Source organism: Ornithinibacillus californiensis (assembly GCF_001038485.1).
Taxonomy (GTDB): domain Bacteria; phylum Bacillota; class Bacilli; order Bacillales; family Amphibacillaceae; genus Ornithinibacillus; species Ornithinibacillus californiensis.
Genome location: NZ_LDUE01000037.1, coordinates 1 through 12786, shown reverse-complemented (window position 1 = coordinate 12786; position 12786 = coordinate 1). Strand labels below are relative to the sequence as shown.

14 protein-coding genes are annotated in these 12786 nt (G+C 35.5%); 13 read left to right on the top strand and 1 reads right to left on the bottom strand.

The annotated features are described in order from the left end of the window. The first annotated feature begins 56 nt into the window (after nt 1-56). From spoVE to TE34_RS09260, 13 genes are all read left to right on the top strand, one after another. The gene (gene spoVE / locus TE34_RS09320; protein WP_407944361.1) at nt 57-1169 is read left to right on the top strand and encodes a stage V sporulation protein E; all 1113 of its coding nucleotides are present in this window, start codon (nt 57-59) and stop codon (nt 1167-1169) included. Nucleotides 1170-1320: 151 nt separating this feature from the next. Further along, nucleotides 1321-2112, top strand: a complete 792-nt coding sequence (locus TE34_RS09315) for a cell division protein FtsQ/DivIB (protein ID WP_047984553.1) — start codon at nt 1321-1323, stop codon at nt 2110-2112. A gap of 224 nt (nt 2113-2336) precedes the next feature. After that, nucleotides 2337-3620: a cell division protein FtsA gene (ftsA, locus tag TE34_RS09310; protein ID WP_047984552.1), complete on the top strand. Its 1284-nt coding sequence runs from the start codon at nt 2337-2339 to the stop codon at nt 3618-3620. A gap of 66 nt (nt 3621-3686) precedes the next feature. Further along, complete coding sequence (gene ftsZ / locus TE34_RS09305; RefSeq protein ID WP_047984551.1) at nt 3687-4823, top strand: cell division protein FtsZ; 1137 nt, start codon at nt 3687-3689, stop codon at nt 4821-4823. Between the two features lie 362 nt (nt 4824-5185). Continuing rightward, nucleotides 5186-6106 (top strand): sigma-E processing peptidase SpoIIGA, encoded by a 921-nt coding sequence (spoIIGA, locus tag TE34_RS09300; RefSeq protein WP_047984550.1) that lies wholly within the window; start codon nt 5186-5188, stop codon nt 6104-6106. Between the two features lie 18 nt (nt 6107-6124). Further along, entirely contained in the window at nt 6125-6844 is a 720-nt protein-coding gene (gene sigE, locus TE34_RS09295; protein WP_047984549.1) for an RNA polymerase sporulation sigma factor SigE, read from the top strand. A 120-nt stretch (nt 6845-6964) separates the two neighbouring features. Further along, entirely contained in the window at nt 6965-7744 is a 780-nt protein-coding gene (gene sigG / locus TE34_RS09290) for an RNA polymerase sporulation sigma factor SigG (RefSeq protein WP_047984548.1), read from the top strand. A gap of 150 nt (nt 7745-7894) precedes the next feature. Next, complete coding sequence (locus tag TE34_RS09285; RefSeq protein WP_047984547.1) at nt 7895-8152, top strand: YlmC/YmxH family sporulation protein; 258 nt, start codon at nt 7895-7897, stop codon at nt 8150-8152. Nucleotides 8153-8186: 34 nt separating this feature from the next. Continuing rightward, nucleotides 8187-8987, top strand: coding sequence for a peptidoglycan editing factor PgeF (gene pgeF / locus TE34_RS09280; protein ID WP_330218312.1), 801 nt, complete (start codon nt 8187-8189; stop codon nt 8985-8987). A 25-nt stretch (nt 8988-9012) separates the two neighbouring features. Further along, nucleotides 9013-9690, top strand: coding sequence for a YggS family pyridoxal phosphate-dependent enzyme (locus TE34_RS09275; RefSeq protein WP_047984545.1), 678 nt, complete (start codon nt 9013-9015; stop codon nt 9688-9690). A gap of 10 nt (nt 9691-9700) precedes the next feature. Beyond that, nucleotides 9701-10117, top strand: a complete 417-nt coding sequence (locus tag TE34_RS09270; RefSeq protein ID WP_047984544.1) for a cell division protein SepF — start codon at nt 9701-9703, stop codon at nt 10115-10117. 3 nt (nt 10118-10120) lie between these two features. Further along, entirely contained in the window at nt 10121-10399 is a 279-nt protein-coding gene (locus TE34_RS09265; RefSeq protein WP_047984543.1) for a YggT family protein, read from the top strand. 13 nt (nt 10400-10412) lie between these two features. Further along, complete coding sequence (locus tag TE34_RS09260) at nt 10413-11258, top strand: YlmH family RNA-binding protein (protein WP_084710670.1); 846 nt, start codon at nt 10413-10415, stop codon at nt 11256-11258. A gap of 85 nt (nt 11259-11343) precedes the next feature. On the opposite strand, the gene TE34_RS20650 is transcribed toward TE34_RS09260, so the two are convergent. Beyond that, nucleotides 11344-12606, bottom strand: a complete 1263-nt coding sequence (locus TE34_RS20650; RefSeq protein WP_157037574.1) for a transposase — start codon at nt 12604-12606, stop codon at nt 11344-11346. Nucleotides 12607-12786: the final 180 nt, after the last annotated feature.

The window sequence follows — 12786 nt, the reverse complement described above, 5'->3', positions numbered from 1 at the left end:
TAAAAAACCGTTAGACAAATGCCCCGAACTCATTATTGAAGTTAGGGGTGTTTTTTTTGTTTAAGAAACAGACATCGATTAAGGACAAGCCAGATTTTTTTCTCTTTACAGTCATCATACTTCTGCTACTTATTGGAATTATTATGGTATATAGTTCCTCCTATATATGGGCTGAATATAAGTATGCGGATTCATTATATTTTGTGAAAAGACAGTTACTATTCGCGGGTGTCGGTGTGTTAGGGATGTTTTTCTTTATGTATATTCCATACAGTAATTGGGCGAAATACTCCAAGGTAATCTTGATGGTTTGTTTTGGTCTTTTATTACTTGTATTAATTCCAGGAGTAGGACTTGTTCGTGGTGGTGCACAGAGTTGGATAGGTGTTGGTGCTTTTAGTATTCAACCTTCAGAATTTATGAAATTAGGATTAATCATTTTTCTGTCCGTTTACTTATCTGTCAATCAGAAATACATTACCTCATTTAAAAAGGGCTTCTTACCAGCCTTACTTCTCGTTTTCACTGCCTTTGGACTAATCATGCTACAGCCTGATCTTGGTACTGGGATGGTACTAGTATTAACGTGTATGATTATGATATTTGTATCGGGGGCAAGAATTTCCCATTTTATAGGGTTAGGTTTACTAGGATTGGTAGGGTTCGCACTATTAATAATATCTGCTCCGTATCGTATTAGCAGAATAACTGCATTTCTAAATCCTTGGGAAGATCCTTTAGGTGATGGCTTCCAAATTATTCAATCACTTTATGCGATAGGACCAGGTGGCTTGATGGGAGTAGGTCTTGGGAACAGTCTACAGAAGTACTTCTATTTACCAGAGCCACAAACTGATTTTATCTTTGCAATACTAGGAGAAGAGTTAGGCTTTATTGGGGGAACAGTGTTATTAATATTATTCCTGTTATTATTTTGGCGAGGTATTCGAGTTGCCTTAGAAGCACAGGATTTATTCGGTAGATTTCTAGCGCTCGGTATTGTATCTATGTTAACCGTTCAAGTAATGATAAATATAAGTGTTGTCATTGGACTTATACCAGTTACGGGAATAACGCTGCCATTTCTTAGTTATGGAGGCTCTTCATTGACTTTAACTCTGTGTTCTGTCGGTATTCTATTAAATATTAGTAGAAGTGCCAAGGTATAATTGTTGCAATTGGTAAAATTTAATCATTAAGTAACCACTTGTGTACTATATGTTTTTATAACTGTTGTGTTATAATCGAATTAACTCATGTAGAACGGCATCTAGCATGCCGTTTTCATGTGTTAAATTTACAAAAGGGAAAGAATAGTATATGAGCAAAGAAAAAATTGTTTCAATAGAGGACCGAATCCCTAAATTGAAGCAAGCACGTAAAAAAAAGGCTAATAAACGCCTTGTATTTTACCTATCTATTTTTTTCTTCTTAATATCTATCATAGTTTATCTCCAGTCTCCACTCAGTCACGTTAAGACGGTCGCTGTAACTGGTAACTCATTTTATCACGAACAAGAAGTAATTAACCAAAGTGGTATAAGTCAGGATACGAACATTTGGACCGTAAACAAAGAGGAAGTCATTAAAACCCTGGAAAAAAACCCATTGATAGATACTGTTACAGTGGAAACTAAGCTTCCTTGGACGGTAGAAATTCATCTGAAAGAACATGAACGTATTGGGTACATAAAAAAAGAAAATGAATATTATCCTATCTTAGGAAATGGTGCAATGATGCCTGACAGTGAAACAGATAGCCTCTCAGGAGATGCTCCTTTATTAGTTAACTTTACCGTAGAAGAAGTTTTAATTGAAATGTCTCAAGAGTTAAGCAAACTTCCAAAGAATATCCGAAACATCATATCAGAGATTCACTGGTCACCGACTGATCGGAATAAGAACGAAATTATTTTATATATGAGTGATGGTTTTATGGTTGAGTCTACAATAAGAGATTTCTCCAACAAAATGACCGTTTACCCATCTATTGCAGCGCAATTAGATCCTGGTAGTGAAGGTATCATTCACATTGGTGTTGGGGCTTACTTTGAACCGTTCAATCAAGAGATAACAGAGGAAGAGATTATTACCAATGAAGTTGTCGAATAAGTGACAAACTCATCCTCTCCACAAAGCGTATTTTGTAATATTAAGTAGAAACTATTAAAATATGAATGTTTTTCTAGTGAATTATCTATTATATATTTCTTTTTTTGAGAAAATCCTTTAAAATAATAGATTATAGTATAGTTAATAGAAAATTAATTGAAATAATCATCGCATTAAGAAATCTAGTAAGTTTTTTGATGCTTCTGAAATAGGAGGTGCCTTTGTTGAACAACAATGACATACTTGTCAGTCTTGATATAGGTACGACAAAAATAAAAGTAATTATTGGCGAAGTCTTAAATGATTCATTAAACATTATTGGTGTTGGTACAGCAAAATCAAATGGCATGAAAAAAGGTGCTATCGTTGATATCGATCAAACCGTTAATTCTATCCGTAATGCAGTTGAACAAGCAGAGCGTATGGTAGGAATGCAGATTGATAGTGTTGTAGTAGGAATAAGTGGAAATCATATTCAATTGCAACCATGTCACGGTGTCGTAGCTGTTCAAAGTGAAAACCGTGAAATAACAAATGAAGATGTGAAGCGCGTAATAGATGGTGCACAAGTGATTTCAATACCACCAGAAAGAGAAATTATCGATGTTATTCCAAAACAGTTTATCGTTGATGGGCTAGATGAAATTACTGACCCAAGAGGAATGATCGGTGTTCGGCTGGAAATGGAAGGTACTATTATTACTTGCTCTAAGACAGTATTACATAACATTCTAAAGTGCGTTGAACGTGCTAATCTCAAAGTGGCAGATATTTGTTTACAGCCACTTTCAGCGGGTACTGTTGCATTATCAAAGGATGAGAAAAATCTTGGTGTTGCATTAATTGATGTTGGTGGAGGTTGTACGACAGTTTCTGTTTTTGAAAATGATCATATTGAATCAACCAGTGTTATTCCATTGGGTGGAGACAATATAACAAAGGACCTATCCATCGGATTAAGAACTTCAACAGAGGAAGCGGAAGATATTAAGGTCAATCATGGTCATGCTTTTTATAATGATGCTCAAGAAGATGAAGTATTTGAAGCATCTATTATAGGTAGTAATGCAAAGCAAAGCTTTAACCAGCTTCAAATTGCAGACATGATTGAAGCTAGATTAGAAGAAATATATGCATATGTAGAAAGAGAAATTCGTAGAATGGGCTACCATGAACTACCTGGTGGCTATGTGCTAACCGGAGGAACAATGAAGATGCCTGGAGCTTTAGAACTTGCAGGAGATGTATTCCAAGCAAATGTTCGAATTGCGATTCCCGATTATATTGGTGTAAGAGAACCCCAATTTACCGCAGGAGTTGGTATTTTACAATTTGCCTATCATAATGCAAAAATTCAAGGGAAAAATCTTTTCCCTGCTATCACTGCTTCACTTGATGAACCAAAAGCAAAAAGAATTAAAAAACAACCGACAAATACTACTAATACTAACGAAAGTAATAAAAAAGAGTCTGGAATTGCTAATTTATTCAAGTATTTCTTCGATTAATAAGCGTTCCCACATTAAAATTAGCTTCTAGAAATCTTGTAATTTGCATATTAGGAGGAACGAAAAATGTTAGAGTTTGATACAAGTATTGACCAATTAGCTACCATTAAGGTAATCGGTGTTGGTGGTGGCGGAAATAACGCAGTAAATCGTATGATTGACCATGGGGTAGAAGGTGTAGAATTTATCTCAGTGAATACTGATGCGCAAGCATTGAATTTATCCAAAGCAGAAACAAAGTTACAAATTGGTGGTAAGCTCACTAGAGGACTTGGAGCAGGTGCAAATCCTGAAGTTGGTAAAAAGGCCGCTGAAGAAAGTAAAGAACAGTTAGAAGAGGTACTACAAGGTGCCGACATGATATTTGTAACGGCTGGAATGGGTGGAGGAACTGGAACTGGTGCCGCGCCTGTCATTGCACAAATAGCTAAAGACCTAGGTGCTCTTACAGTTGGAGTAGTAACTCGTCCATTTTCATTTGAAGGACGTAGAAGGTCCAATCAAGCTGTATCCGGAATTGAAGCATTAAAGAATAGTGTTGATACATTAATCGTCATTCCTAATGATCGCTTACTTGAAATTGTAGATAAAAATACGCCAATGTTGGAAGCTTTTAGAGAAGCTGACAACGTATTACGTCAGGGAGTACAAGGTATTTCTGATTTAATTGCTAAGCCTGGCTTAATCAACGTTGACTTTGCTGACGTAAAAACAATTATGTTTAACAAAGGTTCTGCATTAATGGGAATTGGTGTTGCAACTGGTGAAAATCGTGCAACTGAAGCAGCGAAGAAAGCAATTTCATCTCCATTATTAGAGACTTCTATTGATGGTGCACATGGAATTCTAATGAATATAACCGGTGGTACAAACTTAAGTCTTTATGAAGTACAAGAAGCTGCAGACTTAGTAACGAATGCTGCTGATGAAGAAGTAAATGTTATCTTCGGTTCAGTAATCAATGAAGATTTAAAAGATGAAATTATCGTAACAGTTATCGCTACTGGATTTGACGAGAGTAAAAAGGTTGAACAACAACAGCCACAAAGACAACGTCCAATAGTTAGCCATAATCAGAATGCTGCAACAAGAATGAATGATGATGTTGTTAAAGAACAACCACAACAACAAAATCGTCCGCGTCAAGAAGAGGATATTCTAGACATCCCAACATTCTTAAGAAATAGAAATAGAAATCGTTAATGAAAATAAAAAAGCGTGTAGTCATATTGACTATACGCTTTTTTATGCTTTTTAATAGTCCTTATTTTAGGGGATTATGATTAGCGCTATACAATCCGAAATTTGGAAATTATATTCAATAAAAATTCTATACTGTCCTCGACATAACTAGTTGAAATTAGCATATTTTTGCATACAAGAAGTGACAGACTTCGCTCGACAACTAGTTTATACTTCTCTTTATACTTCATCAATAACGATTTAGTAGAGCATCTCGTTATACTAAACCAAATGTAGATAACTAACTTTAAGCGTGGGGAGTGAACTTCCATAGATGAACATGAGACATATACCTTTTTACGCCACCTGAGAGGAAGAATAGTATGACTATTTACCTTGATGCTGTTTGGGTATTGAATTTTCTTCTGGATTTTATGTTGTTAATGCTTACGCAAGCACTGCTTCGTGAGTATACTCCTAAAAGAAGATTGGCTATAGGGGCAATGGTAGCTTCATTTATTGTACCCATTACACTATACTTTCCAAATACAGTAATTTCTACGGTGTATGGTAAGATACTATATTCTATTCTTATCATCTTGGTTACATTCCGTTTTATCTCAGTAAAGCGAATGTTGAAGCAGTTATTAATGTTTTATTTTGTATCTTTCTCAATTGGTGGAGGCTTATTTGCTGCTCACTATCTATTTCAATATCCTATTGCGTTATCAGTAACAGGACTTTTTTCGTTTAGTGCTGGATATGGAGATCCAGTTAGCTGGCTGTTTGTTGTCATTGGGTTTCCAATCGCATTCTGGTTTACCAAGAACCGTATGGACAAGCACGCTATGGAGAAAATTCGCTATGACCAACTATACAATGTAACCTTTAGCATTAAAGATAAAAGCTTTACTACTACTGGGTTTATCGATAGTGGAAATCAATTAATAGATCCATTAACAAAGAGGCCCGTTGTAATTTGTGACGAGAAATTCTTAATGCAATGGTTTGAGCCTGATGATTGGATTCAGTTAAAAAACGCATACGAGGATTTTGATGTGGAACGTATTCCGCTCAACTGGGAGAAACACATTCAAATCGTTCCATTCCACGGGGTGGAAGGAAAGAGCAACTTTCTTTTTGCTCTTAAACCTGACAAACTAACTATTTTCTATGAAGAGCAAAAAATAGTTGCCACAAAGATATTAATTGGAATTCAATTTGGCGAACTAACGAAGGACAAACGCTATCATTGTTTACTTCATCCTCAAATCATAAAATTAGCAACTATTCATTCAGCATAACGAAAAGGAGCGATACAAATGATTAAAATTAAATTGAAAATGCGTCTATGGTGGTACAAGGTTTTAATTAAATTGGGAATTAAATCAGAAGAGATCTACTATATAGGAGGAAGTGAGGCGCTGCCACCTCCGTTATCAAAAGAAGAAGAAAGTGAATTGCTAGTTTTATTGACTAAGGGAGATTCTGGCGCTAGATCGGTTCTAATTGAGCGAAATCTACGTTTAGTAGTCTATATTGCTCGAAAGTTTGAAAATACGGGAATCAATATTGAAGACTTAATTAGTATAGGTACTATTGGATTAATCAAGGCAGTAAATACGTTTAATCCAGAAAAAAAGATAAAACTTGCTACATACGCTTCAAGATGTATAGAAAATGAGATTCTAATGTACTTGCGCAGAAATAATAAGCTGAAATCTGAAATTTCATTTGATGAACCATTAAATATTGATTGGGATGGTAATGAATTACTATTATCAGATGTACTAGGTACTGATGATGATATTATTACTAAAAACTTAGAAACCAAGGTAGATAAACATTTATTACAAGATGCATTATCACAGTTAAATGCTCGAGAGAAACAGATTATGGAGCTTCGGTTTGGTCTAATTGGAGAAGAAGAAAAAACCCAAAAAGACGTTGCAGATATGTTAGGCATATCACAGTCTTATATATCTCGACTAGAAAAGAAGATTATACGTAGACTAAAAAAAGAATTTAATAAAATGGTCTAGACTAGAACCATCAAGATGTGAGGGATTTTTTTCATTCATTTCCCTGATTCAAATTGCATAAATTTTCCCTTCCTAGGAGATACTGTCCATGAACAGCATCTCCAACTGGGAGGGTACAGAATGACTAGACATAAAGTTGTAATATGTGGTGTTGATACATCTAAATTACCCGTTCTAAAGAACGAAGAAATGCGAGAACTATTCGTACAAATGCAAGAGGGGGACATTTTTGCTAGGGAAAAATTAGTGAACGGCAATCTACGGTTAGTATTAAGTGTTATTCAACGATTTAATAACCGTGGTGAGTACGTTGATGACCTATTTCAGGTTGGTTGTATTGGACTAATGAAATCAATTGATAATTTTGATTTAAGTCATAATGTAAGATTCTCAACCTATGCAGTTCCAATGATAATTGGTGAAATACGTAGATACTTACGTGATAATAATCCAATCCGTGTATCTCGGTCCCTTAGAGATATTGCTTATAAGGCACTACAAGTAAGGGAAAAATTAATTAATAAAACATCAAAAGAACCAACACCAGCAGAAATAGCGGAAGAGATGGGTGTCCCACATTCCGATGTAGTGTTCGCTATGGATGCTATACAGGATCCAGTATCCTTATTTGAACCAATCTATAATGATGGTGGTGACCCAATATTTGTTGTAGATCAAATAAGTGATGATAAGGACCGAGATGATACTTGGGTTGACAAACTTTCTTTAAAAGAAGGAATGCATCAATTAAATGACCGTGAAAAAATGATATTAAATAAACGCTTTTTCCAAGGGAAAACACAGATGGAAGTTGCTGATGAAATTGGAATCTCACAAGCACAAGTATCCAGATTAGAGAAAGCTGCAATTAGTCAAATGAATAAACAGATGTTTGAATAAAGTTGGACAAGGAATAGGGTTACACACTCTATTCCTTTTTTGTTTTTGTATAGTAAAATGATTCGCTCGCTTACTTTTCATCTCAAAATTCCAACTGAATGAACTTCAGGGCTAGTGCATATATATTACTAGTAAAGGTGGGTGAGACGAATGATAAATTTATCTGATTTACAAGTGAAAGAAATAATTGTAATTAATGATGGAAGAAGGCTAGGGCATATTTCAGATTTGGAAATTGACCCAGATCGAGGTAGGATAATTGCCTTGGTTATTTACCTGCGTGAGAAAAAGGGAGGTTTCTTTGGAAAACCAGAGGAATTAATGATATATTGGGAGCAAATCATAACTATCGGCTCTGATGTAATCTTAGTGAAAGATGTAGATGGAGCAAAATTATATCTGGAATAACTATTTCTAGCAGGGGGAATTGATTTTGCAAGATGTGTTTCAATATGATGGAAAGAATATACTTCACATAGAAAAATGGAAGAAAATAGATTCAAATATACAAGTTGGGTTTACATCTCGTAATGGTGGTGTTAGCCAGAAGCCTTTTCAATCGAATAATTTTGGCTTACATGTAAATGATCAAATGCTTGATGTAATTAGTAATCGTCAGAGGTTAGCAACCATGTTAAATATCCCATTAGAGAGTTGGGTAGCAGGTGAGCAGGTTCACCAGACTACCATCCATACCGTCAAATTAGGAGATGCTGGAAAGGGCTCAACATCTATAGAATCCTCTCTAAAAGGAACGGATGGGTTAATTACGCAAGAAGAGGGTATGTTATGCACAGCCTTTTTTGCTGATTGTGTTCCTTTATTCTTCTTCGATCCTGTGAAAAGGTATATAGGGATTGCCCATGCGGGATGGAAAGGGTCTGTCGGAAAAATTGCAGAAAAAATGACAACCAAGTTTATGGAGCTTGGAACCGACGTAAAGGACCTACTTGTTACTATTGGGCCGTGTATTTCAACTGAATTTTATGAGGTAGATGAATATGTAAAAGAAAGAGTACCAAATGAATATCAAGAGCTAGTACTAATACCAGTAGGTAATCAGCACTATTTATTGGATTTGAAGCAGTTAAATGTCGAAATACTTGTACAAGCTGGTGTATTTCGTAGTAATATAGATGTAACAAATTTCTGCACGTATAGAGATGAAGATTTATTTTTCTCACATCGCCGGGATCATGGGAAAACGGGCCGTATGCTAGGTTTTATAGGGTTTAGCGGTTAATTTTGAGGAGGAGAACTTTGTAGCAATGGATGTATCACAAAATTTAGCAGAAATAAAAACTACTATAGAAGAGGCATGTAGCAAAAGTAATCGGAATTCTAATGAGATTACCATCATAGCAGTTACAAAATATGTTACAATAGAAAGAACAATGGAAGCACTTAATGCTGGAATCGTAGATCTTGGCGAAAATAGACAAGAAGGATTTATTGAAAAGTATAATCATGTCGGTAAGCAAGTAAAATGGCATTTTATCGGAAGTCTACAATCTAGAAAAGTAAAAGATGTTATTGATAAGGTAGATTATATTCATTCTTTGGACAGACTGTCATTAGCGAAGGAAATAGATAAACGCGCTTCCTCCACAGTTGATTGCTTTATACAAGTTAATGTAAGTGGTGAAGCTTCAAAGCATGGACTGCAGCCGAATAGTGTAATGCCTTTTATTGAAAGCCTTTCAGATTTCTCGAAAATTCGTGTTGTTGGTTTAATGACTATGGCACCCCATACAGATGATAAGGTTTTATTACATAAAGTGTTTCGTGAACTACGTGAGTTACGAGATGAAATCCAAGGTAAGAATTATCAGCACGCACCTTGTCAATTCTTATCAATGGGTATGAGTAATGACTACGATATTGCAATAGAAGAAGGTGCAACCCATATTCGAATCGGCTCTAAGTTAGTGGGGTCTGATAGGTGAGGTGTAGAAGGTGAGTATTAAAAACAAGATTAAAACGTTTTTTGCGATGGATGATGAATATGAATATGTTGAAGAAGAAGTAGTAGAACAACCAAGTAAGTTAAATCAACCGAATAATAACGTGATTAACTTAAAAAGTGTGAAAACAAATTCTTCTAAAGTGGTGCTTTGTGAACCTAGAACATTTGAAGAAGCACAGCAAATTGCGGATAATATTGTTAACAAGCGAGCAGTCGTCATTAATCTACAGCGTGTAGAAGCGTATGATGCTAAACGTATAGTAGACTTCTTAAGTGGAACTGTCTATGCCGTTAACGGTATCATACAACGATTAGGATCACAAACTTTCCTCTGTGCACCGGATAATGTAGATGTTTCTGGATCCATCTCAGAAGCGATGGAACAAGAGAACAATAAAGGATGGTAATTTATGTTAGAAACCATATTTCAGTTTTTATCTTATGCGTTACGTATTTATAGTTTTGGATTAATAATTTATATCTTTATGTCATGGTTCCCGGGTGCTAGGGAATCATCGTTTGGTGAAATAATGACCAAATTATACGAGCCGTATTTAGAGCCGTTTAGAAAGTTTATTCCTCCGTTAGGGATGATAGACTTTTCTCCTATTGTAGCGATTATTGTACTACAATTGGCTGGAACAGGTATTTATGCATTATATGATATTATTGCTAGATTAGTTTATTAGGTGAAGGTTATTTATGGACATTTACCAACATTTCAGGCCGGAAGAACACGGTTTTATAGACCAAGTCTTATCCTGGAAAGAACAAGTGGAACAATCTTTTCGATCAAAGTTAACAGATTTTTTAGATCCTAGAGAGCAGCAGATTATAGAAATGATAGTCGGTACTTCTAATGAAGACTTGAAGGTTCAGTTTTTTGGGGGAGGCAATTACTCGGAAAGAAAGCGGGCGATTATTGCCCCTTACTATGAAGAAATTTTACCCAATTCTTTTAACATTAATTTGGTACAGGCTACATATCATATGAAATTCGTCTCTATTACTCACCGTGATGTACTAGGATCCTTTTTATCTTTAGGAATTGCAAGAAAAAAACTAGGAGATATTTTTGCGGGTAACGGAAAGGTTCAAATTCTCCTCGATCAGGATATTGCTTCTTATGTAACGATGAATTTAACGGGTATTAAGAGAACCACTATCCAATTAGAAGAAGGGCCATTTTCGGATTTAGTAGAACAAGAATCTATCTGGTCAGAATCTGACAAAATTGTCTCCTCATTAAGATTGGACACGATACTTAAGGAGATTTATTCAATTTCAAGAAATGAAGCACAAAGCTTGATACAAAAAGGATTAGTCAAAGTAAACTATCGAGTAGTAGAAGATAGCAAGTTCATTTTAAGAGAAGGGGACCTAATTTCGTTAAGAGGAAAGGGTCGTAGTAAGTTAGTTAACATTAATGGACAAACCAAAAAAGAGAAAATAAAAATTACAACTGCATTATTACAGTTTGAGTTTCCGCAAAACGTAAAAAAATCAACCTTTGATTATGAACTACGACAAAAATACAGAAGAGTCTAAAGTATTTAGCCAAAAAAAGGAATTTTGGCGTCCTCAAAGAGAGCCTATCCAAGGCTCTTTTAAAAATTTAGTTTTTAGGGTCTTTTTAGCTAACCAATTTTAATTCTAACTGACGAGGAAAGTTATGGCGTATTCGAAACCAACCCTGAACTCCTTCCCTGGCATAGGCCAATGTCGACAAAATACCCTCTGCAAGCTGATAATAATAAAATTGAATATCTTTACGGAGTGCTTTGGCATTTTCAATAAGCTGACGTGATAGCCTGCTGGTGCTCATTTTATCGGCAAGAAGGCCTAATAAACCAATCGCATATGTTAATAATTGATTGAGATTATTAATGGATGTCAAACTCCTGACGCGGAAATCTTCAAATCCAAAATGTTGTTTCTTAAAACGGAAATATTCTTCAATACGCCATCTCGACATGTAGGTCCTTACGATGTGAATGGCATCTTCTTTACTTTGGATTACCTTGTTCGTAGCTAACATCATTGGCGTTTTCCCAAGCCCATAAACGAGGATAAGACTAATTGGATTTTTACTGGCAGTGACTTTTATATTCAAATGGCTAATGTACACCGTCTCTTTTTTCTGTTTTCCATCTTCACTAAACAGTAAGGTAGTTTTAATTTTCCCTTTCCGTGAATCCCTAAGTACAGCGGCTTTAAACCATTTTCCTTTCCAAAACAATTTTCGATTTTCCTTCAAACGGATAATGAAGTCTTGTTTTTGTTTATGCATGAAATGAAACAGTGCATTCATATCATAACCGCGGTCAAATACGAATGTAGCTCTTGATTTCAAACTGGAAATGACTTGATTTAAACCTTCAAATAGTACTTCATTTGTAGATTTATAATCTTTTTCTTTCGATGAATGAATATGGGAAAACAAACTGACAGGTTGCTTCTTCTTAGTCGTCAATCCGACCATTTCCGTTACTAGGTAGCCCTTTTCAATTTTATTGTCTTTTGAAGAACCGTCTCGCACTTCACCAAGGGCTTCAAACTTTTCACCATGGGGTTTAATCACATCGGAATCATCCACTAGAATTACTGGGTGCTCCCCTAAAGCCTTTGTGACCTTTTGTGTATAGTTTTCTTGGATTTCTGGAGATAGCGTACGCCCAAGGTTTTGACTGAGCCGATCAATGGTATTTTTAATGCGGATTGGCTCATTTAAAGCTGTAGCTATATTCTTAAGGATTGTACTTCCGGACCTTAATATACCGTAAATTGATTGGGTTACAAACTTGGATTCAACCCGACGATTACCTGGCACCAAACCTTTTGAAAAATTAACAACTTCCCGTTTCGTAGCGTACACATCTGTGGTAGAATTAAACATGAAAAACCCTCCTATAGATTTGTTTAGTATCTTTTTGGCTGTCTACTAAAATTATACTAAACCTTGGTGGGTTTTTCCTTGTTTTCCCCTAAAATTGCCACTTTTCATTACTTTCTGAACTGGATTTTCACTTTATCTCTTCTTTTATGTCACTTTCTAATATTTTTGCGGAAACTCAAA